Raw genomic sequence first — 26,227 nt, 5'->3', positions numbered from 1 at the left:
ATTTCTAGCGAGGGACTTAAGTCCCTCGCTAGAAATAAGAGCTTCAGGTAGTCAGGCTGTGACATGAGGCGACCAAAGCTCAGTTTGAAAGATGATTTAAGCCTGTTTGAAACAATTTTGTCAATAATTACATCTTCATTTCAACTTCTTAAAAGATGTGGGCAATCGTTAGGACTTAAGTCGCCCCCTAATAGTAAAGAGTTGAGTAATATTTTTATACATAATGTTATACTTAAATCCCTTAACTGACAAATCCATAGACTATTCATCATGAAATCTACTTCTTTACTCAAAAGTATTCTTTTCATTTTCTTACCATTGCTTACCAATGCGCAAGCCTATAAACTTTGGTACAAAAAGCCTGCGGAAAAATGGACAGATGCTTTACCAATCGGAAATGGTAGATTGGGTGCAATGGTTTTTGGAGGATTAGAGAAAGACAGAATACAATTTAATGAAGAGACGTTATGGACAGGTGAACCAAGGAATTATAATCGCCCAAACGCATCACAACACTTAGCAGAAATCCGTCGATTATTACAAGAAGGAAAGCAAAAAGAGGCTGAATTATTAGCGCAAGAGAAATTCATGGGTACCAAAAGTAATGAAGGGCAACGGGAAGACTGGCTAAAACAACTAAAGTTATTAAAAGAATTTTCTGGAAATCCTGCTGACGATAAATTTGATGATACTGCTTGGAAGACTATCAAAGTACCAACTTATGAAGGCTGGGAAACAGTAGGACTGGAAGGATTAGACGGTGCACTTTGGTTTAGAACTACTTTTGATTTACCAGCGAATTGGCAAGGTAAAAACTTGATATTGGATTTAAATAGAGTTCGCGACCATGATTTTACTTATATAAATGGAAAGTTAATTGGTACAACCAACAGCACAGATATTAGAAAATATGAAATTCCTGCTGAAGTATTAAAAGTAGGTAAAAATAGCATTGCTATTCAAGTAATTAATTATTTTGATAAAGGAGGAATAGCAGGATATAAGGATACTACCAGACATATTGGGATTTATCCAGCCAATGAAAGTGGCGTACAAAGAATATCATTGGTTAAAGATTGGAAATATTTTATTCAAAATGACGAGCCACCAGCTATTGGAAAATACCAAGCAGATTATCAACCTTTTGGAGATTTATTCATTGATTTTAAAGGAACTGAAAACTATATCAACTATAAAAGAGAATTATCGCTATCAGAAGCCATAGTTAAAACAAGCTATACCTCAAAAGGAATAGATTTTACCAGAGAATATTTTGCCAGCGAACCAAATCAGGCGATAGTAGTACATCTTTCAGCCAGTCAACTGAAAAGTATTAGTTTTGAAGCTAGCTTGACAAGTCCGCATAAATACTTTGAAGTTCACAACATAGATAATCATACTTTATCCTTATCTGTAAAAGTTCGAAATGGCGTTTTGAAAGGAGAATGCAATCTATTGGTTATTGCTAAAAATGGGAAAGTTAGTGTCAATGACAATAAAATTTCAGTTGAACAATCAGATGATGTAACGCTATATTTAGTGGTAGCAACTAATTTTATTGATTATGAAAATACGTCTGCCAATCCAAGAGAAATTTGTAAAAAGAGGCTTCAAAGCATCCAACAACTTACCGCTACAAATCCAAAAGCTTTTCTTTCCATCAAACAAAACCACCTAAAAGAATACCAAAGATATTATAATACTTTTTCAATTGACTTTGGAAAAGATAAAATGGACAAGTTGCCAACTGATGAAAGGATACAACAATTTCAACATCATTCAGATCCATCTTTCGCAGCACTGTATGTACAATATGGGCGGTATTTACTAATTTCTTCATCCAGATTAGGAACAAATCCTGCTAATTTACAAGGTATTTGGAATGATTTACTTACGCCACCTTGGGGAAGTAAGTATACTACCAACATTAATGCAGAAATGAATTATTGGCCAGCCGAAGTACTGAATCTAGCGCCTATGCACGAATCTCTTTTCAAAATGATTGATGAAATAGCTAAAAAGGGTGCTGAAACAGCTAAAACATACTATAATGCTCGAGGTTGGTTGGTGCATCATAACACTGATATTTGGCGTGGAACTGCCCCTATCAATGCTTCAAATCATGGTATTTGGGTGAGTGGTGGCGGATGGTTGAGCCAACACCTATGGGAACATTATTTATTTACCCAAGACAAATCTTTCTTGAAAAACCGTGCTTATCCTATCATGAAAGGAGCAGCAGCGTTTTTCGTAGATTTCTTGGTAAAAGACCCTAAAACTGGTTGGTTAATCAGTACACCTTCTAATTCTCCAGAAAATGGGGGATTGGTAGCAGGCCCTACAATGGATCATCAAATCATTCGAAATTTATTCAAAAACTGTATTGAAGCCAGTGAAGTATTAAAAATTGACAAAGCTTTTAGAGATACTTTATTAACGAAATATAGGCAGATAGCCCCTAACCAAATTGGGAAATACGGACAGTTGCAAGAGTGGCTAGAGGATAAAGACGATACCACTAGCAAACATCGCCATGTATCGCATTTATGGGGAATACATCCCGGCAATGATATTACTTGGGAAACATCGCCAGATATGATGAAAGCGGCGCGACAATCATTAATTTATCGTGGTGACGAAGGAACAGGATGGAGTTTGGCTTGGAAAATCAATTTCTGGGCTAGGTTCAAAGATGGAGACCATACCATGAAAATGATTAAAATGCTGATTCGTCCAGCGAGTGGAGCGGGAGGGTCGTATGTAAATTTGTTTGATGCTCATCCGCCTTTTCAAATTGATGGTAATTTTGGAGGTGCTGCTGGTATTGCCGAAATGCTCATCCAAAGCCATACAAAATACATTGATTTGTTACCTGCTTTACCAATTGATTTAAAAGAAGGAACTGTAAAGGGAATAAAAGCCCGAGGGGGCTTTGAATTAGACTTTACTTGGAAAGAAGGAAAGTTGGTCAGTCTGAAAATATTATCAAAAGCCGGAGAAAAATGCGCTTTGAGATATGGCGATAAAGTGCTTGACTTTAAAACCACGAAGGGTAAAATTTATACATTTAATGGAGCATTGCAATAATGAGAATATTCTTATATCGTTTTTTAATTCTGACACTTTTTTTATCCCGTCATTCCGAAGCACAAACATTTCTTCGCAAAGATATTTCATTAGATAACAATTGGTTTACTACAGCTAACGATTCGCTTTCCAATGCTTTTGCCCATTTTGAGCAGAATACTTTTTCAGTTGCGACGTGGGAAAATGTAAATGTTCCTCATAATTGGGATCAATATGAAGGATATAGACGAATGCTTCATGGTAATAAACATGGTTATGCATGGTATCGCAAAAGCTTTAAGGTAAAAGAACAAAAGCAAGGGAAGCGGTTTTTTCTATATTTCGAAGGTGTGAGCTCTTATGCCACCGTTTGGCTAAATGGTAAAAAAGTTGGTACGCATGCCGGTGGAAGAACTACTTTTACATTAGACGTTACAACATATATTTTGCTTGATAATCAGGCAAATACGTTAGCAGTTCGTGCCGACCACCCTGCCAATATCCAAGATTTACCTTGGGTTTGTGGGGGATGTTCACCTGAACGAGGTTTTTCTGAAGGTTCACAACCGATGGGTATTTTCCGACCAGTTCATTTAATCGTTACTAATGAAGTACGGATAGCACCCTTTGGTGTTCATATCTGGAATGATTCAACGGCTTCAGAAAAATCGGCTACGCTGAAAATATCAACAGAGATTAAGAATTATGGAAAAGCATCGGCAACGATTACGATACTGAATGAACTAATCGATAAAACAGGTGTAACCATAACAAAAGCAGAGACGCAAGAGAAAGTTACTTCTAATACCACTCTTACCATTAACCAGCAGTTTCTTCCCATCAATCACCCACACCTTTGGTCTTTAGCCGACCCGTATCTCTATCAATTACGCACAAGTGTATTTGAAAATGGGAAAAAAATAGATGAAATAAAAACAGATTATGGTATTCGTACCATCAGTTGGCCCATTGGGAAAAAGGACTCAAAACAGTTTTTATTGAACGGAAAGGCAGTTTTTATCAATGGCATTGCAGAATATGAACACTTAATAGGGAATAGCCATGCTTTTAGCAAAGAGCAAATTTACGCTAGGGTACAACAAATCAAGTCGGCAGGATTTAATGCTTTTCGAGACGCTCACCAACCGCATAATTTAGATTATCAGCAATATTGGGATAAATCGGGCATACTTTGGTGGCCACAAATGGCGGCACATGTGTGGTATGATACACCTGCTTTTAGAGAAAACTTCAAGACACTTTTAAAAGATTGGGTTAAAGAACGTAGAAATAGTCCATCTATAGTACTTTGGGGTTTGGAAAATGAAAGTACTTTACCCGAAGATTTTGCCAGAGAATGTAGCGATATTATTCGTCAACTTGACCCTACAGCATCTTCACAACGCAAGATAACAACTTGTAACGGAGGAAAAGGAACTGATTGGGATGTTCCACAGAACTGGACAGGGACTTATGGGGGCGACCCTAATTTATATGGTCAGGATGTAGAAAGACAAGTACTTATTGGTGAATACGGTGCTTGGCGAACCTTAGATTTACATAAAAAAGAGGGTTTTAGCGAAGATAAAATGACCAATTTGATGGAATTGAAGGTACGTTTAGCGGAAGCTGCTAAAGATAAAACCACGGGTCATTTCTTTTGGCTTTTTAATTCGCATGATAATCCTGGGAGAGTGCAAGGTGGTGAAGGTTTACGTGAATTAGACCGTGTTGGTCCTGTTAATTACAAAGGTTTATTAACGCCTTGGGAAGAACCATTGGATGTTTTTTATATGTTCCGGGCAAATTATGCTTCTAAAATAACAGAGCCAATGGTTTATATTGCCTCGCATACTTGGCCAGACCGTTGGACAGCAACAGGTAAAAAAGATAGTATTGTCGTATATTCTAATGCTGATGAAGTAGAATTATTTAATGATATAGATAACGTGTCCTTAGGAAAAAGGAAACGGAATGGAGTAGGTAGTCATTTTCAATGGGATGATGTTGATATACAATACAATGTACTGTATGCTATAGCTTATGTAAATGGAAAAGCTGTTGCCAAAGATTATATCGTATTAAATCATCTTCCAGAAGCACCTCATTTTAAGGTGCTTTATCAAGGGAAACAAGACTTAGTAAACCCACAAAAAGATTATCATTATTTATACAGAGTAAATTGTGGGGGAAATCAATTGACGGACAAGCAGGGGAATAAGTGGTTGGCAGACCAACACAAGACAAATAAAAATACTTGGGGCTCTAGTTCATGGACGGATGATTTTGAAGGAATCCCTAATTTTTTTGCAAGTCAACGAAGAACATTTGACCCAATTAAAGGCACATCTGATTGGAAATTGTTCCAGACTTTCCGTTATGGTCGTGAAAAATTAAAATACCATTTTGATGTGCCTGATGGAGAATACCTAGTCGAGTTATATTTTATTGAACCTTGGTTTGGTGCTGGAGGTGGAATGGATTGTACAGGCTGGCGTTTGTTTGATGTAGCAGTGAATGAAAAAACTGTCTTGAAAAACCTAGACATTTGGAAAGAAGTAGGGCATGATGGAGCGTTGAAGAAAACCATTAAAGTAAAAATATCAGGAGGACAATTAGTCATTTCATTCCCTAATATCAAATCTGGACAAACATTGATTTCAGCGATAGCGATAGCTAGTTTAGATAAAAAAATAAAAGCAACAACTACGAATTCGAGTTTAATTAAATCAGAAGAAATACCTTTAAGTAAAATTCAACATTGGCTAGATACTGGCGAGAAAGTATATGCCGATGACGAAGCAAAAATTGTATCCTTGCCAGCCAATTTGTTCGGGTCAGAATCCTTACAGTTTACGGAAAATGATTCATCAGAAAAGCTTACTTTTACAGTCAACGAAAATGTTGATGTTTTTGTGGCGATAGCTGAAACAGTAATGCAAAAGCCAGCGTGGCTTGCTAGCTTTGAAGAAACAGGACTTTTGATACAAACAACGTATCAAAATGGAGTATCATTTAAAGTATTAAGAAAACGCTTTTTGAAAGGAGAGAAGGTTGTACTTGGGGCTAATTCAGAAAAGTCACCACACTATTTAGTGATGATTAACCAGACTAGTACCATAGAACCAGCTTATGATTTAAAAACCATCAAGAGCTATAAAGCTACTAAAGCTCAATTATCAGGAACAGGAGTAATGAAAGAATTTTTGATGGAAAAAGAACGAGTTTCTTTCAAAAACCCTTCCGCAGGGGTGATGGAATGGACCATTGCCGTGGGTGTTGCAGATACATACTCCTTAACAATAAAGTATTATAACCCTACGGAACAATCATTGAAAGTTAGGCTTGATATGGTGACGACCAACGGGACAGTAATTAAAAAAGGTGATTTGATTGTTTTTCCCCCTTCCAAAAAAGGGAAATGGAGTTACTATAATACTAGTACAGGAACGATGATAAACGCGGGGACTTATCAGTTAAAACTGACCTCGGAAGATGCTGAAAACCTGTCAATTGATGCACTTGATGTGCAATAAATTGCTGATTTGTCGAAAAAAGCTTTGCAAAAGCTTGTAACAAGATAATATAGTATAATACTAAAGAAAAATCCTATAAATAATCTGAGAAATACTACTGTATATTTGTCCTGTTGAATATAGAACAAAGTACAGTTTTATAATCATACAATCTCATAGTTAGAATACATGAAAAACCTTCCAGTTTTTGATTTAGCCATTATTATTATTTACTTGATAGGAATGGTTTTGGTAGGGTTTTATTTTTCAAGAAAGAATAAAAACGCTGAGCAATTTACAACAGCCTCTGGAAAAATTCCAGGTTGGGCAATAGGGGCATCTATCTATGCTACCTTTCTGAGTAGCAATACTTTTTTAGGCGTACCTGGCAAAGCGTTTGGGAGTAATTGGAATGCCTTTGTATTTAGTTTATCTATGCCTTTAGCAGCGTGGGTAGCATCAAAATATTTTGTGCCATTTTACCGAAAAACGGGCGAAGTATCAGCATATACTCACTTGGAGCATCGTTTTGGTGCTTGGGCACGAACTTATGCGGTAGTGTGTTTTTTATTAACACAATTGGCTAGAATGGGTTCTATCTTTTTTGGAATAGCCCTTAGCTTACAAGCACTAACGGGTTATTCTATGGAATTAATCATGCTAGTAATGGGTGTTTGTATTATTATTTACACTGTGTTAGGCGGTATTGAGGCGGTTATCTGGACAGAAGTAGTTCAGGCAGTTATTAAGACATTTGGCGCATTATTAATACTCTATCTGATTGTGAATGAAATGCCGGGCGGTGTTAGTAAAATCGTAGAAATAGGCGAAGTAAATCATAAATTTAGCTTAGGGAGTTTTTCTCCTGATTTTGTACAGTCGTCGTTTTGGGTGGTTTTGTTGTATGGTTTTTTTATCAACCTGAATAATTTTGGGATGGATCAAAATTATATACAACGTTATCATACAACGTCGTCAGAGAAAGAAGCTTCCAAATCACTTTGGCTTTGTGTATGGTTATATTTACCCGCTTCTTTGATTTTTTTTATAATAGGAGCGTGTTTGTTTGCTTATTATCAAGTACATCCTGAATTAATTGAAGCCGTCAAGCATCAAGTAGCAGTAGAACGTTTTCCTAATGCTTCGGCAACTGAGATTAAATCGATAATGGCGTCTTTGCAACCAGCAGATTATGGCGATAAAGTAATGCCACATTTTATGGTAACAAAAATACCAGTGGGCTTAATGGGCTTAATTATTTCAGCTATTTTGTCTGCGGCAATGAGTACGATTAGTTCAGGAATGAATTCATCGGCTACGGTTTTTTCTGTTGATATTTTTCAGCGCTATATCAAGAAAGACGTTAGCGAAAAACAGCAGATGAAAATATTGCACATCGCAACAGTAGTATTTGGTTTACTAGGCATGGGAACAGGTATTGCGATGATTGGTGTAAAGAGTGTCTTGGATGTATGGTGGCAGTTATCAGGTATTTTTGCAGCAGGAATGTTAGGCTTGTTTTTATTAGGAATAATTAGTCGCCAAAGCAAAAATCATGAAGCATTGATTGCTACAATGGTAGGCATTTTAGTAATTGTTTGGATGACCTTTTCATCAAGTATTCCAGAAGAATATGCTTTTTTAAGAAGTTCGCTACATAAAAATATGATTATCGTAATAGGTACGCTGAGCATTTTCCTCACGGGAGTTCTTATTACTAAGTACAGAAAACAAGGTTAAAAACAATATATTTTTTTCACTTTAAACTTTTTGGGGTAAACAATACTGTTTTACCCCCCAATATCTCTGTGCCATTTTTTTCAAGGGTTTCGTGTATCATAAGCAATGTTATTGTTGAAAAGAAACGGTAAAGCAGGTTATCTAATTTAATAAAAATGGAAAAATCGAAAAAAGGATTTATCCCAGTCATGCTTACGCCTTTTAATGACAATGGGTATATAGATTTTGATGCTTTAACAAAACTAACAGAAGTTTATCTTGAGGCTGGTGCAAGTGGTTTGTTTGCCAATTGTCTTTCAAGTGAAATGTTTGAGCTTTCAGATCAAGAAAGAATACAGTCAATCGAACACGTGATTAAAGTTGTGAATGGAGCTGTACCTGTAGTAGCCACGGGAACATTTGGCGGTGCTATCGAAAAACAAGCAGACTTTGTCAAAAAAGTAAATGATACAGGGACAGAAGCTGTCATCTTGATAACGAGCTTATTAGCAGATGAAAATGAAGCTGATGAAGTATTCAACGAGAGGGTATTTTCTTTATTAGCCAAAACGGATTCAATACCAGTGGGCTTTTATGAATGTCCAGTTCCCTATAAAAGAGTACTTACGCCAAATCAATTAAAAGATTTTGTAGCGACTGGTAGGGTAATTTATCATAAAGATACTTGTTTGGATATTGAGCAAGTAAAAGAAAAAATAAATTTAACAGTAGGGTGTAAATTTGGACTATACGATGCCTATATGGGTCATGCTGTTGAATCATTAAAAGCGGGTTCGGCGGGGCTTTCGTGTATACAAGGCAATTATTTCCCTGAATTGATTGTATGGTTGTGTGATAATTATGATGATGTATTACAGCAAAAAGAAGTAGCAAGAGTGCAACAATTCTTGATAGATAACATGGATGTAATGCACAACGTATATCCTATAGTTTCAAAATATTTCCTTCAAAAAAGAGGTTTAGATATTTCTACTTTTACCCGTAGAAAAGTAGGTACATTTACGTCTACTATTACGAAAGAGATAGAAAATTTATACAATAATTATGGGGTTTTGCAAGATGAACTTGATTTAAAACCAGCCTTAAATTATTAAAATTTTGCCAAGCATCTTTGAATCAAAGTAGTAATACTGAATGATTTAAAGATGCTATTATTTATATTATTCGCCTTTCTTTCTATCTTCTTTAACGTTCATTTTTAGCTTTTCACTACAATCTTGTTGTTTACACTTGCTGTAAAAAGTAAGGGAATGATGAAGTATTTCACAATTAAAAAACTCGCCAACCATATTTTGAATATTTTGTATTCTCGGGTCACAAAATTCTGTAACCTTCTGGCAATCAGTACATACTACATGGTCATGTTGGCGACGGCCATAAGCTTTTTCGTATTTTGATGAAATTTTATTGCCAAACTGATGTTTTATAATTAGTTCAGCCTCAACCAAAATCTCCAAGGTATTATAAACCGTTGCTCTACTTACATGATAATTTAAAGCTTTCATGGCAATAAAAAGTTCTTCGGCTTCAAAATGATCATTCCTTTCATAAATGTGTTCTAAAATCGTAAACCTTTCATGTGTTTTACGATAGCCTTTAGCATCTAAAAATTCTTTAAAGAAGATTTTAACAGTATTTAAATTTGAGAGAGCCATATTAATGTTTGCGTGTTGATTTTTTATGCTTACTTGTTTTTGGAAAATAGGGAAGAATGTATTCAAGGTAATAGACTATCCATAAATGAACTTATACGTTGATAATCAATATAATATGAATCTACTTGTTACAGATAAAACAACCTTATTTAGACTAAAAAACAAAAAGGATGAATAAAATGCCCTTTAAAATCTAAAGGGCATTTTATTCATAAACAAAGTCTGTAATAGAGGTAAGCAGGGAAGTTAACTTTTTCATAAATGTTGGTTTTAGAATAATTCAGCTTTAAAAACTGTTAATTAAAATAAGTCTTTTAATTATTATGCAATATTAGACTAAATCTAAATAAACCGCAAAAATTATTTAGACTTATTTTAAATTAACAGCTTTCTGAAAAACAAACAAAGGATTTTCACGGTATTGTTAAGCGCTCAAATCTTCTTTTAACCATCTCCAGCTTGCCAAGGTCAACAATAAACTACTAATAAATACAAAGCTTAGTAGGTTCAACTGAGATAAATCTAACTTTAGACTCATAAATTCTTCAATTAAATGAGCCAAATTAGCCAATGCGAAGATTGCAGCAATGCCAAAATTGATTTTACGAATGATAGGCTTTTCGATAAATAGAATAAAAGTTATCAACGACATTGGCAAAATTTCAAAGATAAATCTAATGATGGCAGCACTGGGTGGTACAACTCCCGTAGCGTTAGGTCTTTTAATCTCTATTCCATAAAAAAGCTCGCCAATATGGTAGTTAAAATGGAGAATCATACATACTACGAATAGTATCCAGAGAGTTATTATTTTTTGTGCGTTGTTCATTAGTTTATTTGGTCAGTTTGATAAAATGATTTACAACTCCACCTTTGGCAATATTGATAGCCTTTGATGCCTTACCCGTAACAGGGTCATATACGTAATATCCGTTTAATCCTAAATTTGCATTGTTTACATTGAAGTAAAATTTGCTATCATATTTATAAGAAAAAGGATAAGCATAAGCGGCTGTAAGCGGAATATCCTGAATAATAGCAGCTGTTTTAGCATTCAAATCCAGTTTTACCCAACGTTGGTCAGGGTCATTGAATACGCTGTTAGATAATTCTTGATATTCAACTGCGGTGATAGTGCCATTCGCTAATTTCCCAACCAATTCAAGTACCCTTGCAGAATTTGATTGACCCGACACTGCTGCAAAAGCGATACCGTTTTCATGATAAATAGTACCCATAGCAAGCTGAACAAGTAGCGAATTTAAGCCAATAGCATCAACAGGATTGAATTTATAAGTAGCATCAAATTCAGTTGAGTTTGCAGGAATTTTCAAGATTTGTGGACGAGAACGTTTAGCCGCATTAATACCAAGTTGATTATCTAACCCATACGAACCTTGTGTAAGAATATAAATATTACCAGATTCATCAACCATACTATTTTCCAAACCTCTAGAAATCGGATACATTGCTTGTTCTATTGTCAATGTTTTTTCCCATTGCTTAGTTGTCAGGTTGATTACTTCTACATAAACATTCTGAGAATCATAATAATTACCCGTTTTAGAATTGTCAGTATATAATGGAAGGAATAGCTTATTATCCTGTTTTCTGTAAATAATGGTATTATAGTTATTACGGTCGTTGGCTGGAATATCCATCGCTTTTGACATATCTATATCCCCCAATTTTTCCATAGTGGTTGGGTTAAATAAATGTACCGAATGGTTTACACCAGTTGTATAAACACCTAAGTTTTCATTAATGATTTCAACATCCCAAACATAGCTAAGAAGAGGGATAGAGGCAACTTCGGTCATTAAACCTGTTGACTTCAAAACGGCTTGCTTTGAAAGAGTTTGTTCATTTTTAAGTGATTGACCAAACATAAAGTTTTTCCAAGTAGCTCTAGGATAAAAATACTCGTAAGAAGACTTTGCCGTCATATCTATATTTTCACCAGGGATAGTGGTATAATGACCAACATAATAGGCATTGCTGGCTGTAGACTGTGATAATGTACTAAGGACATAGCCTTCTTCCATATATTTAGACTCCTCCGTCACTACTGGTTCTTCTGTTTTACAAGCGATAAGTGATGCAAAAAGAAATGCTGAAAGAAATAGTTTATTCGTTTTCATAAGGATTTAAAAATTATTGATTTCGTAAATTAGTTTTCCGTTAAAATTGATACCTGCCTTAGGCACCAAGAAATTATCATACAATTCTGCATTCAATAGGTTCTGGATATTGAATGATAGGGTAAGATTCTGTTTGCTTAATTTATAAGAACAACCCAAATCAACACGATGCTGTACGGGTACATAAGCATCTGGGGTTGTTGTAGGAGAATTGCTCGCTGCTACTAGAATGTGATTGAAGGCTCCGATATAGTTATAAAAAGTATAGAAGCGAATCTGGTTTTTTGGTGATAGAAAATTGGCTTTTAGCCATGATAATTCTACATTACCAAACGTTGTTGGATAATTTGGGAAAGCCGTTCCGATTAAATAATTATTGCGTGTATCTAAAACAGCCGTAAAGGTTTTACTAAGGATAGTAAGGTTTGCTTTCAGATTAACGGCTCTTTTATACCAAACAGATACATCTCCTTCACCCCCTAAAGTTCTAACTTGGTCAGCGTTTTCGTATCTTCTAAATACTGAACTTCCTAGATAAATGATATTATATTGTTGGCGATAAAAACCACTTAATGAGGTACTTAACTGAATATTGTCGGATATTTTATGGGTATTAGAAATACCCACATTTAGGTTATCACTACTTTCAGGTAATAAATCAGTATTTCTAAGAATATCACCTCCATTTCCTACAAATTGGGTGAAAAGGGGGATTAAATATCCTCTTTCAAACGAGGCTCTTATGAAAGTATTTTCACTGAAGTTATACTTTGCACCCATGTTCCAACCCCAGAAATTTCCATTCTTTTTGACCAATGCGAAGGTGTTGTTCTCTGCTCCATCCAACATATAATCATATTTTTTGATGGCTCCTGATAATGTAGTTTTTTCTCCGAAAAGCCCTTCATATTGTAAGCCAGCAATATTTTTGGTTAAATACTGCGGTATCGTTAAGTAATCTCTTTCACCACTTTCTTTCAAATAATCAACACCAGTTAACTTTTGATGAGCATATAAGTTCGACAATAACAATTTATGCTTGTCATTGATTCTATATTCAATACTAGTTCTGTTGGTAAGACCTTGTGTATAATTGATAGTATTTCCAAGATAATATTCGCCTGCTTGGTTTTTACCAACTATGCTACCGCTCCAGCTATATACGTTGGTTGTAGTATCTACAAATTTTAAAGATTGGTCTGTATAATTGCCAAGCGTACGCAACAATATTTTTTCATTCAAGAATGACTTTTCATATTTTAATACCGCAGATAAATTTCTGGCAGTATATTTTGCTTCGCCGATAGCAGTATTGGTAATTCTTGCACCATTCTGCAATTCTTTATCACCTCCTGATAAATTAAGCGAAAGCCTAAATTCATCTGCCCAAGGTTTGCTATGAGTCCCGACTGTAATACTACCATACAAAAAGCGATAAGTATCATGAAAACGTTTTACTTGTTCATATTTGTTAGTTTCATACACCAAAGCCCTCATTTTGTAATTATTATCTGAATAATTATAGCCAAGAGAAGCATTCAAGAAATAATTCTTTTTATTGGCTAGACCAAGGTTGATGTCCGTCAAATGGGTATTGAAAGAGGCAATGTTATAAGAAGCTTTGAAGGTATTGTAGGCCTTTTGTTCAGTGATAATATTAATACCACCACCAAGGGCATCAGAACCAACATCAACAGGCAAAACACCCTTATAAACATCTACACGCTTGATATTGCCCAACGGTAAGTTTGAGATATCGAATGAAGGATACATAAACTCCATTGGAATGCCGTCTATATATACCCTAATGGCATTCCCTCTCAAGCCGTTAATTGAAATATCAGAAGCTTCGCCTAGCGAACTCGACCTACGGATACGCACGCCAGAAATTTTGTCAAGTACGTCTGTTAGCAATACAGTTTGACTAACAACATCTTTAATTTCAATGCTTTTAATACTAAGCGGTTTTGTTTCTTGCACCTTAGCTTGCGCAGTTGCTTTGACAGTCACTTCATCCAATTCTTTAGATGATGCTTCTAATTGAATATTAATCGTTTTAGAAGAAGTATTCACAGTGAACTTATGTTCTAAGGTCTGAAAACCCACCGCACTAAAAACTAAGATATGCTCACCATGTGGAATCTTCGTTAGTTTGTAATAGCCATCGGCATTGGTAATAATTGCATTTTTCGTATTCTTCAATGATACTGTAACAAAGGGTAATGGCTGCCCTTGAGCATCTTTTACTACGCCATCTACTACGCTCTGTTGAGCAAATAGCTGAAAGCCCATTAACATAAAAAGGAAAATTAGTCTCATTTTTTGGATTAGGATTATTGTGCAACAAAATTATACTTTTATTTGGAAATAGTCTAAATAAAAATAATATTTGCAAAAAAATATTTTATGATAGCTATATACTTTAATTTAATAGGAATTTTATTGTACTATTCAAAGGTGAAATACTTTCCAAAGGATGTCTTAACATTTCCATTTTCTTATGAAAAGCCAATAGGCTTGTTTCTTTTCATTGTTTCCTTGGGTGTTTTTATTTACCAATGGGGTGGAACAATGGGTTGTTTGATGTACCTCACAAGCCTTATTTTATCTGCTAGTGTTGTACAATTATTTGCTGTTTTAGGAAAAAAATGGTTTTATAGTTTTCTGATTTTAATACATGTTGTACTTGTTATAAACCTAGTTACTTATGCCAGCTAAAAAAGAATATCTATCTACTTCAGGACAAAGGTTTTTGAAGGTATCGGCAGGAATCTTAGGTGGTTTATTTCTGTCGGTTGCTATCCATTTATTATTAGGAATACTCCTTCAAAACAAGGTGGCAGTAATGCTTACGGGTACTTTTACAGCATTTTTATTATGGGCTGCTTTGCTTACAATTGCTTTTTTAGCTAAAAGTGGTTTGAAAATATGGGGTATCTATCTGGCAGGCATTCTAATTTGTTCATCAATCATTTACCTAATTCGCTAAACCACAAATGAAGTTAAAAGGATTATCAAATAGAGCATTTAATATATTTTTCCATACACATACTGTTGCAGGTATCGTGATTAGCTTTGCCTTGTATATTATTTTTTTTGCTGGGGCATTTACCATTTTTAGAAGTGAGATTTATCAGTGGGAAAACCCTAGTGCAAGGATTCAATTAACTGAAAATAGTCTTGAATACGACCAAATAATAGAAAAAGTAAAGCAACAATACCCTGAGGTAGATACTGAAAAAGACATTATTATCAGACCTGGCACCACCAAAGAACCCCTAACAACCGTTTGGGTTTCGATGAAAGAGAAGGTCGAAAAAAATAAAAATGCTAAGAAAGAAATTAACAAGGCAAGAGCCGAATCGTTAGAATTGTCATATCACCCAGTCTATAAAACCTTGCAAGTTTATGAAGGGAAAAACCACGAAAGCTCGCCGACAACCATCGGCGAAACATTATTTCGCTTGCATTATTTCAGTCAGATTCCTATTGTTGGAATGTATCTAGCTGGTTTCGTTGCTTTTTTCTTTCTGTTTGCCAGTATCACTGGTGTATTAATCCATTGGCGAAATATTATCACAAAGTTTTATGGATTTTCTATCAAAGGGGCTTGGAAACAAATTTGGACAAACGCTCATACTGTTTTTGGACTTATCGGATTGCCTTTCCAGATGATGTATGCCGTTACAGGGGCCTTTTATTGTTTGTCTATTTTGTTATTAGCACCTGCTACGATTGTGTTTTTTAATGGTGATCAAAAAGCGGCATTTGCAGCATTCAGACCTGACAGAGTGATTGAAGTAAATGAGAAATCACCTATAAACACCAACCTAAAGAGCGTTAATAGTGTAGTGAATGAGTTCTATAAGACTATTCCTGACATTGAAGTGACGAGAGTAACTGTCAAGCATTTAGGCAGAGAGGATGCTATACTGACAGCCTATGTGCAAGACGAAACCATCTTTAATGGTTATGGAGTAGTAGGCGTTACGCTAAAAGATGGTAAAAGAGTGATGGAAGTGTTGCCAAGAGAAAAAACCTATACCCAAGCTGTTTTGGGAGCGATAGGGGCGATACATTTTGCAGAATTTGGTGGAATCGTACTGAAAGCCATGTTTTTTATTTTAGCTTTCATTACTTGTTTTATCATTATTAGTGGCGTATTAATCTGGAAAGAAGCTAGAAACAAGAAAGAATATACCGATAAACAAAAAAGGTTTCATCATCGCATTACAATGTGGTATTTGGCTATTTGCTTTGGATTGTTTCCTGCGACAGCCATTTTATTTATCTCTGAAAGAGTAATACCAATGGCTTTGAATAACCATAGTTCATTAGTGAATACCGTTTTCTTTGTATCATGGCTGATATTGATGATTGTGGGCTTATTTAGCAAAAAAGAATCGATTTTAACAAAGCGATATTTATATATTAATGGAGTTTTGTCATTAATTGTTCCTATTGCTAATGGGATTACGACAGGCGACTGGCTTTGGAAGACATTGGCTAATCAACAATTTTATGTAGCCGCAGTAGATATTTTTTGGTTACTGATTGCTACAATAAGTTTCTTTCTCGCAACCAGTATTTATGGAAAATTAGATAAATTAGTAAAGACTAAAAAGGGCAATACGATATTAGAAAAGCCTATTCTTAGCTAAAAATTAATATATCACCCGATTGTTCTTTTTGTATTCACTAGGCGTTTGTTGAATAACTTGTTTGAATATCCTAGAAAAATAAGAAAGACTTTCAAATCCTGTTTTGATAGCAATATCATTCATCGAGAGCTCAGTTGTAATCATCAGCAACTGAGCTCTTTCTATTCGCTTGTATTGAATATAACTCAAAGGTCTTTCTCCTGTATTTTCATTGAAAATTCTTGAAAAATAATCGGGACTTAAATTCGCTCTATCTGCCAAATGTTCTACTGTCAAGCTATTATCAAGATGCGTTTGTATGTAATTGATGGACTCTAATATTTTAGAGGGAATTACATTTTTTTCTTCAATATCGAAATACTCCTTGGTCATAAATCGTGAAAGCAACTGCATAATAATTCCCTGCGTTTCCATCAATGCCGAGGCATCCAAGGCTTCGTTCATTTGTTTGAACGATTGCAGGATAGGATGTTTTTCATAATCTCTAGGGTCGTTTGATTGCGTCAATCCTCTTCCTTTATTCAATGCTAATATTCTTTTGAAATGCTCAACATCTATCGTTTGAGCAGGTACTTTGATGATTTTTTGATGGTTTGAAAATAGGGCATTCCCGTCGATGGATTCTTCAATAAATTGTATATAATATTGGCTAAGAAAACGGTCACATTGATAATTGCAAACCGTAAAACTTGGAATTAAATACAAATAATTAGGTTCTAGTGTTTGTGACTCATGCGCATTAAAAAGTATACCTTGTCCCTCGTCTATCAAATACATTCTGTAAAATGGACTAATTACATGTTTAAAATTCCAATTTTTGTTCAATTGCACATAATCTGCATTCAATAGCGAAAATGTGTTTTTCAATGATTTCCTAAGCATATTTAGTATTTTAAGAGAGCTATAATAACCATAAAGCTATTAATAAAAGTCGGATTTGTGAAAATATTGGTCAGTTTTGTATAATATTAATAATATATTGTATTATACATTTGTAAGATTGTTTGCCCAATTTTATGATAATGACACGGATATTTATATTGTTGATTTCCTTAGCGAGTTTAGCGCTGTTTTCATGTTCGCCAACATTACCTGAAGAGGTTGAGGTAGCTATGCGTGAAGTCCCAGCAGAACTAGATTATAACATTCATGTAAAACCCATTCTTTCGGATAAATGCTTTGCTTGCCATGGGCCAGACAAAGCCAAACAAAAAGCAGGTTTACGGTTAGATTTAGCCGAATTTGCTTATGCCGATTTGCCAGAAAACCCCAATAAAGTAGCGATTAATCCAGGGAATTTAGCAAAAAGTGAATTCTTTCATAGGATTATTTCTGACGACCCCAATTATGTAATGCCCACACCTTCATCGCATTTAAGTTTGACAGCCAAGGAAAAAGCGGTATTGATTAAATGGATCAAAGAGGGAGCTGAATATAAACCTCACTGGGCTTTTGTAAAACCTGTAATGACTGATGTACCTGAAGTAGAAAACGAGGAATTGGTGAAAAATCCTATTGATAATTTTATCCAAGAAAAGCTGGCAGAAGAACAACTAAGTCCTTCCAAAGAAGCTTCTAAAGAAATTTTACTACGTCGTTTGTCTCTCGACTTAACGGGCTTGCCACCATCAGTGCAAGAAATGGATGCTTTCTTGAAAGATAATTCTCCGAATGCTTATGAAAAACAAGTAAACCGCTTGTTGAATTCGCCACACTATGGTGAGAAAATGGCGGTTGATTGGTTAGATTTAGCCCGTTTTGCCGATTCGCATGGGTATACGGTAGATAGATTGAGAGATATGTCGCCTTATCGGGATTTTGTGATTAGTGCATTCAATAAAAATTTACCTTACGACAAATTTGTCCATTGGCAATTGGCAGGGGACTTAATGCCTAAACCAACCAAAGAAATGATGATTGCTACTGCCTTCAATCGTAATCATCAACAAAATATGGAAGGTGGTATCGTTGAAGAAGAATTTCAAACTGAATATGTGATAGATAGGACGAATACTTTTGGAGATGCGTTTTTAGGACTTTCGGTAGGGTGTGCCAAATGTCATGATCATAAGTATGACCCTATTTCTCAGAAAAATTATTATCAGTTGTTTAGCTTTTTTAACAATGTAAAAGAAGCAGGACAAATTTCGTGGGATGATGCCCTGCCCACACCCACCATGATGTTGCCAACGAAGCGACAGGAACAGATACTGCATTTTATCAATACCAAAATTGCACAACAAGAAAAAACAATTGATAAGCAAATCAGGGAGGCTGACGGTAGTTTTCAGAAATGGTTAACCAATAAGAGCTACAAAACATTAGCTAAAGAAAGTATTCCCAAAATAGGCTTGCAAGCACTTTATACTTTTGAAGACGGCACATTGAAAAATACCGTTAACCCAAAGCAAGTAGCCGTGATGAGAAGGGAGTCGGGGCAGACGGGAGATATACCAGTTTTTGAAAGTACACCAAAAGGAAAAACAATGCTGATGGATGGGGATGTTTTTCTGGATTTGATTGAAGTAGGTGTTTTTCGTAAATCACAAGCTTTTACAGTCGGCATTTGGGTTAATATCCCAAAAGAATTGAAAGAAGGCGTGATTTTACACAAGAGCCAAGCAGAACGGCTGTATAATTTCAGAGGGTATCATTTGTATTTGAAAGACAATAAGTTAGAACTCAATATGGCTCATACGGCACCATCCGATGCCATTACGAAAGTTACTAAACAACCTGTTCTTCGTAATCAATGGATTCAGTTGACGATTACCTATGATGGGTCATCAAAAGCTAATGGTTTTAAGCTATACCAAAATGGGCAAGAAATGAGTATGGAGACTAAAACAGACCAGTTGAAAAAAGATATTTTGTTTCGTACTGCCATACAACCTGGTTTGCAAATTGGAGGTTGGTGGCGTGGTCTAGGCTTCAAAAATGGAAAGGTTGATGATATTTCGGTATATAATCGCGTACTAAGTCCTTATGAAATAAATGTACTCGCCCAGAAAGCTAGTTGGGCTACAATTGCTACTAAAAATAACAATCAGCTTTCAGCTCCAGAAATATCATCTTTAAAAGCCTATTATCTATCAGCCATTTATCCAGCCTTACAACATTCAAGGAAAGTCCTTGAACAATTCCGAACTACTTTAGCTGATTCTACTGAGAATATTGAAGAATTAATGGTAATGCAAGAAATGCCAAAACCTAAAAAAGCCCATATTTTACTACGAGGGAATTATGATGCTTTTGGGGAAGAGGTTTTTCCGAATACCCCCGAATCAGTGTTGGCTTATCCTGATGATTTACCTAAAAATCGCTACGGTTTGGCGCAGTGGCTTACGCATGAAGACCATCCCCTGACAGCAAGAGTAGCGGTGAATCGTTTTTGGCAAAATTTCTTTGGTGTAGGTTTAGTAAAAACAACCGAAGATTTTGGTAACCAAGGTGAAATGCCAAGTCACCCAAAACTATTAGATTGGTTAGCCATTACGTTCAGAAAGTCGGGTTGGGATGTTAAAAAACTCAATAAGCTAATTGTAATGTCGGCAACATATAGACAGGACTCTCGTGTCAATAAAGAAACACGAGAAAAAGACCCAGAGAATCGGTTGTTAGCACATGGCCCTGTTAATAGAATGACAGCCGAAATGATTCGTGACAATGCCCTGATGGCTAGTGGATTGCTGAATCCTGTTATTGGCGGAAAGAGCGTAAAACCTTATCAGCCAGAAGGACTTTGGGAAATTAATAATACCACTTATAAAGCAGATTCTGGTAAATCTGTTTATCGCAGGAGTTTGTATGTGGTTGTAAAAAGAGCCGTTCCGAATCCAACTTTGGCTACTTTTGATGCCACTTCACGAAGTTCATGTGTGGTAAGAAGACAAAAAACTAATACGCCATTGCAAGCGTTAGTCACGTTGAATGACCCAACTTTCGTGGAAGCAAGCAAAGTAATGGGCGAGCAAATGGCTAAAATAGGCGATGTAAATAAGGGAATCATTTACATTTATCGAAAATTGACAGGAAGAACCCCACAGCCCCAAGAGGTAGCGTTATTAGCCCAGTTGCAACGTGTGTCACGCGCTAAATTCCAACAGTATCCTCAAAAAGCAAAAGGAATATTGAAAGCGGGGCAGTATGTAGTGGATAAGAAGTTAGATACTTCGCTGATTGCCGCTAATACTCTGGTGACCAATACGATTTTAAATTCAGATGCTACTTTAACTAAAAGATAGAAAATGGCACATCATCACGACGAAGAATTTAGGCTTCATACGCCCGAATTCAATCATTTACATGATAAATTAGACAGAAGAAGTTTTTTGACTAAAACCTCTTTGGGTTTAGGTTCGTTAGCAGTAGGCTCTTTGTTGACTGGCGTAAGTGGTTTTTTTGATTCTCCTAAGAAGAGCGTCAAAGAAAATACGACATCTAATCTGGAAGAAGAAATTCTAAAAGCTTTACCACATATTGCTCCTAAAGCCAAAAGGGTAGTTTATTTGTTCATGAGTGGCGGGCCGTCGCAATTTGAAACCTTTGACTACAAACCTAAGCTGATTGATTTAGCAGGACAAAACTTACCTGATTCTGTTAGAAAAGGACAACGTCTGACAGGTATGAGTGCCAACCAAAGTGCTTTACCGATGGTGCCATCTGCCTTCAAATTTAATCAACATGGACAAAGTCAAACTTGGGTGAGCGAACTATTACCACACACTGCTGCCGTGGTGGATGAGCTATGTATTATAAAATCTATTCACTCAGAAGCCATCAATCATGACCCTGCCATTACTTTTTTTCAGACAGGCAATCAACTTCCTGGGAGACCATCAATAGGCTCTTGGGTAAGTTATGGACTTGGTTCTGATAATCAAAATTTGCCAACATTTATCGTATTAGTGTCTAAAAATGGACAAAAAGACCAGCCACTTTATGCACGTCTGTGGGGAAATGGTTTTTTACCGTCCAAACATCAAGGAGTGCAATTTAGATCAGGCAAAGACCCTGTTTTATTCCTAAATGACCCCGAAGGTTATGATGGGAAAGACAGAAAAGAGATGTTGGATTATCTATCCAAACTCAATAAGTTACAAAATGACACCTATGCCGACCCTGAAGTTGAAGCGAGAATTGCACAATACGAAATGGCATATCGCATGCAAACCTCTGTGCCAGAAGTAATGAGTACCGCTGATGAACCCGACGAAGTATTTGATTTATATGGTGCTGATAGCCGAGATGCAGGAACGTATGCAGCCAATTGTCTTTTAGCAAGGAAGCTATTGGAGAAAGATGTAAAATTTGTACAATTATATCACCAAGGATGGGACCAACACGGGGGACTTCCGCAAGGAATAGCACAGCAATGCAAAAGCACTGACCAAGCGACAGCGGGCTTAATTAAAGACTTGAAAAGACGAGGAATGTTAGAAGATACCCTCGTTATTTGGGGCGGTGAATTTGGTAGAACAGTATATTCTCAAGGGAAACTCAGTGCCAATGATTATGGCAGAGACCACCATCCAAGGTGTTTTACCATGTGGATGGCTGGTGCAGGTGTAAAAGCAGGATTGAGCTATGGAGAAACAGATGATTTTAGTTATAATATCATAAAAGACCCTGTGCATGTACATGATTTTCAAGCTACATTAATGCACTTAATGGGTGTTGACCATGAGCGACTGACGTATAAATTTCAAGGAAGAAGGTTTCGCCTAACTGATGTTCATGGAAAAGTTGTAAAAGATATATTAGCTTAATTTGAATAATACAGGATTTAAAATACGATGACAACCAGAAGACATTTTATTAAAAATACAGCTTTAGTATCAGCAACAACCCTATCAAACCCAAGTTTTGGTTTTTCTATTCTTCATAAAGACAAAAAGACCGAAGAATTAATCATTGGTCATGGAGACTATCAATATAAAGTAGATAAAACTTGGGCAAAAATTAGTGCCAACTCCAATCCACTTTTCAATTGCCATGAAATGGTACAAGACAGCAAAGGACGATTGATTATGTTGGGGGATGATATTAGAAATAATATTTTGATTTTTGATAAGTCGGGTAAGTTGTTGGATTTTTGGGGAACGGCTTTTCCTGGGGGACATGGTTTGACGTTGAGCAAAGAAGGCGGAGAAGATTTTTTGTTGATTGTAGACTGTGGGTGGTATCAAGACAAAACAGGTAAATGGAATGCTCAGGTAGGACAGGTATTAAAAACAGATTTAAATGGGCGGGTAATTTTTACGATTGGTCACCCACGCACGATAGGTATTTATAAAGATAATGAGCCTTTTATGCCTACAGAAACGGCTGTTGCACCTAACGGTGATATTTATGTAGCCGATGGGTATGGATCTGACTATATCATTCAATATAATAGCAAAGGGCAATATATTCGTCATTTTGGCGGACAGCATAATGCTAATAAAGAGCATAATTTATACAATGCGCATGGTGTTGCTATTGATTTACGAGATAAGAATAATCCAGTGTTGATTTGTACTTCCAGAGAAGAAAATGCTTTTAAATTCTTTACGTTAGATGGAAAGTTTATTAAAAGAGTAGATTTGCCCGGTATGTATGTGTGTCGCCCCGTACTTGATGCTGAAAATATTTATGCAGGCGTATGCTGGTCGAAAGATGCTAATGGGCAAAAATTAGGAGGAGATTCTGGGTTTGTGACGATTCTGGATAAGAACAATAAAGTGGTAGCTAGCCCAGGAGGGACAGCCCCAATATATAAAAATGGTATCTTGCAACCTACGCTTCAACAAGCCAACGCTATTTTTCAGCACGGACATGATGTGTGTGTGGACGAAGACAAGAATCTTTATATCTGTCAATGGAATGCCAATCATACACCTCCTGTAAAACTGACACGTGTGTAAAATGAAAGAATCAGAATGTATAAGATTAGAATAAGTATCCTTTTATTGGTTTTGATAGGTTTGTTTTTTGGCAGTAAAGCACAAAACAAACAACTAAAAGCGTACAACGTAGTTTGGAATAGCCAGAGTAAAAACTCTTCTGAATCAATGCCCTGTGGCGGTGGAGACATCGGTTTAAATGTGTGGGTTGAAAACGGAGATGTATTGGTATATCTTTCCAGAAGTGGCACTTTTGATGAGAACAATACTTTTTTAAAACTGGGTCGAGTTCGTCTACAATTATCATCCAATCCTTTTAATGCCTCTGATTTTAAACAAGAATTACATTTAGAAGAAGGCTTTGTCAGCATTAGTGCAGGCAAAACATTATTGAAAATATGGGTAGATGTTTTTCGTCCAATAGTACACTTAGATTTACAGAGCGAAAAAGCCATTAAAATAAAAGCCTCTTTTGAATCTTGGCGAAATGAAGACCATCTTATTACAGATGCCAAAGAATTAAGAGCTAATTCCTATAAAACCAAACAAAAATTTGATGTCACCACCTTTAAAGACAATATAGATTTTCAAAGGAATAGCATACTTTTCTACCATAGGAATAGGAGTGATGTAGAGAACATCTTCGATTATACCGTGAAAATGGAAGGTATGAATACGGTAAAAGACAAACTATTTGACCCTATCAAAAACAACACTTTTGGAGGGATAATAACTGGGAAAAACCTGAAAGCTATAAATACTTCGATAGGTAAATATGCAGATACAGATTTTAAGGCTTGGTCGCTTGAAAGTATCAAAGCTACTCGTTCACAGCAGATAGACATTGCCTTGCATGTTGCCCAGACCAATACCTTAGAGGAATGGCAAAAAGGCTTAGATGATGTGTTGAAAGATGCGACAACCAATAGCAAAACAGCTTTACAAAGAACGAATGCTTGGTGGAAGGCTTTTTGGGAGAGAAGCTATATTTATATTGAAGGAAAAGACAGCACGGTTTCTCGTAATTACCAACTTTTCCGTTATCAATTAGCTTGTAATGCTTATGGGAAATGGCCGACTAAATTCAATGGAGGATTGTTTACTTTTGATCCTGCTCATGTTGATAAAACCTATCCTTTTTCGGTAGATTTTAGGCTCTGGGGTGGCGGAACGATGACGGCACAAAACCAACGATTAGTGTATTTTCCGATGTTTAAAAGCGGAGACTTTGATATGCTAAAACCTCAATTTGATTTTTACTTACGTTCGCTGAAAAATGCAGAATTACGAAGTAAAGTCTATTGGAATCATGCTGGGGCTTGTTTTACAGAACAAATAGAAAACTTTGGGCTACCTAATATTTTTGAATATGGGATAAAGCGTCCCGAAGGGTATGACGCAGGCATGGAATACAATGCTTGGCTTGAATATGAATGGGAAACTGTGTTGGAATTCTGTTTGATGATGCTAGAAACACAGCGGTATGAAGGAAGGGATATTTCGGAATATGTGCCTTTTATAGAAAGTTGTCTGACTTTCTATGATGAACATTATCAACTTTTGGCAAAAAAACGAGGTGTAAAAGCATTCGATGAGCAAGGGCAATATATTTTTTATCCAAGCTCTGCTGCCGAAACCTTTAAAATGACCTACAATTCAACAACAGTGATTTCGGCATTGAAAGTGATTCTAACAAGAGTACTTGAATTGCCTGGAAAATATTTAGATAGTACCAGAAAAGAAAAGTGGACAGGAATGTTAAAACGCATTCCACCGATTCCATTGCAGGAAATGGCAGGACATAAAACCCTTGCCCCTGCACAAACTTGGGCTAGGGTACAGAATTCAGAAGCCCCACAACTATATCCTGTGTTCCCTTGGGGAATTTATGGCATTGGAAAACCCGATTTAGATGTAGCTGTCAATACCTATCGTTTAGACCCACATATACAAAAATATAGAAGTCATATTGGTTGGCGACAATATAGTATTTTTGCCGCCCGATTAGGTTTAACTCAAGAAGCACAAGAACTTACCACAGAAAAATTCAAAGACTCAAATCATCGTTTCCCAACATTTTGGGGACCAGGTTTCGACTGGACTCCTGACCATAATTGGGGTGGTTCTGCAATGATTGGCTTGCAAGAAATGCTGATGCAAGTAGATGGCAAAAAAATCTATCTATTACCTGCTTGGCCAAAAGAATGGAATGCTCAATTCAAACTACATGCTCCCTATAATACAACGGTTGAAGGTATTGTAAGAAATGGGAAGCTTGAAAAGCTGATAGTAATTCCTGAGGCTAGGAGGAGTGATTTGGTGGTGATGGAGTAGGATAGACTAGTCGTATCAAAAAAAGAAGTTATTCTAAGTAAGTTTTGTAGGGTTTAAATATTTCATATATTACGATTATAAAATAACAAGGGATATTTTATTAACTGCTCCTGGCTTCCCTTGAAAATTATTTTTCGATATTGATTTATAATAGAATCCACTCATGTTTTGGGTGGATTTTTCATGTTTATTGAGGTGATTTATTTGAAAAATACAATTTTATTCATATTG

15 protein-coding genes are annotated in these 26,227 nt (G+C 36.1%); 10 read left to right on the top strand and 5 right to left on the bottom strand.

What is annotated here, in order from left to right; all coding sequences use genetic code 11:
- The first annotated feature begins 270 nt into the window (after positions 1-270).
- From VB264_RS08405 to VB264_RS08390, 4 genes are all read left to right on the top strand, one after another.
- Entirely contained in the window at positions 271-3,087 is a 2,817-nt protein-coding gene (locus VB264_RS08405) for a glycoside hydrolase family 95 protein (RefSeq protein WP_323248431.1), read from the top strand.
- Complete coding sequence (locus tag VB264_RS08400) at positions 3,087-6,602, top strand: malectin domain-containing carbohydrate-binding protein (protein WP_323248429.1); 3,516 nt, start codon at positions 3,087-3,089, stop codon at positions 6,600-6,602. The genes VB264_RS08405 and VB264_RS08400 overlap by 1 nt, the downstream gene beginning before the upstream one ends.
- Positions 6,603-6,770: 168 nt before the next feature.
- Positions 6,771-8,321 carry a sodium:solute symporter gene (locus VB264_RS08395; protein WP_323248427.1) on the top strand — a complete coding sequence of 517 codons (1,551 nt, stop codon included), beginning with the start codon at positions 6,771-6,773 and terminating at the stop codon, positions 8,319-8,321.
- Between the two features lie 155 nt (positions 8,322-8,476).
- Positions 8,477-9,415 (top strand): dihydrodipicolinate synthase family protein, encoded by a 939-nt coding sequence (locus tag VB264_RS08390; RefSeq protein ID WP_323248425.1) that lies wholly within the window; start codon positions 8,477-8,479, stop codon positions 9,413-9,415.
- 66 nt (positions 9,416-9,481) lie between these two features.
- On the opposite strand, the gene VB264_RS08385 is transcribed toward VB264_RS08390, so the two are convergent.
- The 4 genes from VB264_RS08385 to VB264_RS08370 form a co-directional block, all read right to left on the bottom strand.
- A complete protein-coding gene (locus VB264_RS08385; RefSeq protein WP_323248423.1) occupies positions 9,482-10,042 on the bottom strand; it encodes a Fur family transcriptional regulator in 561 nt (186 codons plus the stop codon).
- Between the two features lie 358 nt (positions 10,043-10,400).
- The gene (locus tag VB264_RS08380) at positions 10,401-10,805 is read right to left on the bottom strand and encodes a hypothetical protein (protein ID WP_323248421.1); all 405 of its coding nucleotides are present in this window, start codon (positions 10,803-10,805) and stop codon (positions 10,401-10,403) included.
- Positions 10,806-10,809: 4 nt separating this feature from the next.
- Positions 10,810-12,117, bottom strand: a complete 1,308-nt coding sequence (locus VB264_RS08375) for a hypothetical protein (protein WP_323248419.1) — start codon at positions 12,115-12,117, stop codon at positions 10,810-10,812.
- Positions 12,118-12,123: 6 nt separating this feature from the next.
- Complete coding sequence (locus VB264_RS08370) at positions 12,124-14,436, bottom strand: TonB-dependent receptor (RefSeq protein ID WP_323248417.1); 2,313 nt, start codon at positions 14,434-14,436, stop codon at positions 12,124-12,126.
- A 388-nt stretch (positions 14,437-14,824) separates the two neighbouring features.
- Here VB264_RS08370 and VB264_RS08365 point away from each other — a divergent pair, with 388 nt between their 5' ends.
- On the top strand, positions 14,825-15,106 hold the full coding sequence (locus VB264_RS08365) for a hypothetical protein (RefSeq protein WP_323248415.1): 282 nt from the start codon (positions 14,825-14,827) through the stop codon (positions 15,104-15,106).
- A gap of 7 nt (positions 15,107-15,113) precedes the next feature.
- Positions 15,114-16,778 carry a PepSY-associated TM helix domain-containing protein gene (locus VB264_RS08360; RefSeq protein WP_323248413.1) on the top strand — a complete coding sequence of 555 codons (1,665 nt, stop codon included), beginning with the start codon at positions 15,114-15,116 and terminating at the stop codon, positions 16,776-16,778.
- A gap of 3 nt (positions 16,779-16,781) precedes the next feature.
- On the opposite strand, the gene VB264_RS08355 is transcribed toward VB264_RS08360, so the two are convergent.
- Entirely contained in the window at positions 16,782-17,660 is an 879-nt protein-coding gene (locus tag VB264_RS08355) for an AraC family transcriptional regulator (protein WP_323248411.1), read from the bottom strand.
- Positions 17,661-17,800: 140 nt separating this feature from the next.
- Between VB264_RS08355 and VB264_RS08350 the strand changes: the two genes are divergently transcribed.
- From VB264_RS08350 to VB264_RS08335, 4 genes are read left to right on the top strand one after another with little or no spacing between them, the layout of a single operon-like run.
- A complete protein-coding gene (locus VB264_RS08350; RefSeq protein WP_323248409.1) occupies positions 17,801-21,022 on the top strand; it encodes a DUF1553 domain-containing protein in 3,222 nt (1,073 codons plus the stop codon).
- A 3-nt stretch (positions 21,023-21,025) separates the two neighbouring features.
- Entirely contained in the window at positions 21,026-22,546 is a 1,521-nt protein-coding gene (locus VB264_RS08345; RefSeq protein WP_323248407.1) for a DUF1501 domain-containing protein, read from the top strand.
- Positions 22,547-22,573: 27 nt separating this feature from the next.
- Positions 22,574-23,683, top strand: a complete 1,110-nt coding sequence (locus tag VB264_RS08340) for an NHL repeat-containing protein (RefSeq protein WP_323248405.1) — start codon at positions 22,574-22,576, stop codon at positions 23,681-23,683.
- A 15-nt stretch (positions 23,684-23,698) separates the two neighbouring features.
- Positions 23,699-25,996, top strand: a complete 2,298-nt coding sequence (locus tag VB264_RS08335) for a DUF5703 domain-containing protein (RefSeq protein WP_323248403.1) — start codon at positions 23,699-23,701, stop codon at positions 25,994-25,996.
- Positions 25,997-26,227: the final 231 nt, after the last annotated feature.

Origin of the sequence: Arcicella aquatica (genome assembly GCF_034928825.1) — a bacterium.
Taxonomy (GTDB): Bacteria; Bacteroidota; Bacteroidia; order Cytophagales; family Spirosomataceae; genus Arcicella; species Arcicella aquatica.
The sequence above is the reverse complement of the archived record's forward strand: the minus strand, read 5'-3'. Positions and strand labels throughout refer to the sequence as shown.

Coding starts and splice junctions, on each gene's coding strand:
- VB264_RS08405 (WP_323248431.1), top strand. CDS start 271: ATGAAATCTACTTCTTTACTCAAAAGTATTCTTTTCATTTTCTTACCA.
- VB264_RS08400 (WP_323248429.1), top strand. CDS start 3,087: ATGAGAATATTCTTATATCGTTTTTTAATTCTGACACTTTTTTTATCC.
- VB264_RS08395 (WP_323248427.1), top strand. CDS start 6,771: ATGAAAAACCTTCCAGTTTTTGATTTAGCCATTATTATTATTTACTTG.
- VB264_RS08390 (WP_323248425.1), top strand. CDS start 8,477: ATGGAAAAATCGAAAAAAGGATTTATCCCAGTCATGCTTACGCCTTTT.
- VB264_RS08380 (WP_323248421.1), bottom strand. CDS start 10,805: ATGAACAACGCACAAAAAATAATAACTCTCTGGATACTATTCGTAGTA.
- VB264_RS08375 (WP_323248419.1), bottom strand. CDS start 12,117: ATGAAAACGAATAAACTATTTCTTTCAGCATTTCTTTTTGCATCACTT.
- VB264_RS08370 (WP_323248417.1), bottom strand. CDS start 14,436: ATGAGACTAATTTTCCTTTTTATGTTAATGGGCTTTCAGCTATTTGCT.
- VB264_RS08365 (WP_323248415.1), top strand. CDS start 14,825: ATGCCAGCTAAAAAAGAATATCTATCTACTTCAGGACAAAGGTTTTTG.
- VB264_RS08360 (WP_323248413.1), top strand. CDS start 15,114: ATGAAGTTAAAAGGATTATCAAATAGAGCATTTAATATATTTTTCCAT.
- VB264_RS08355 (WP_323248411.1), bottom strand. CDS start 17,660: ATGCTTAGGAAATCATTGAAAAACACATTTTCGCTATTGAATGCAGAT.
- VB264_RS08350 (WP_323248409.1), top strand. CDS start 17,801: ATGACACGGATATTTATATTGTTGATTTCCTTAGCGAGTTTAGCGCTG.
- VB264_RS08345 (WP_323248407.1), top strand. CDS start 21,026: ATGGCACATCATCACGACGAAGAATTTAGGCTTCATACGCCCGAATTC.
- VB264_RS08340 (WP_323248405.1), top strand. CDS start 22,574: ATGACAACCAGAAGACATTTTATTAAAAATACAGCTTTAGTATCAGCA.
- VB264_RS08335 (WP_323248403.1), top strand. CDS start 23,699: ATGTATAAGATTAGAATAAGTATCCTTTTATTGGTTTTGATAGGTTTG.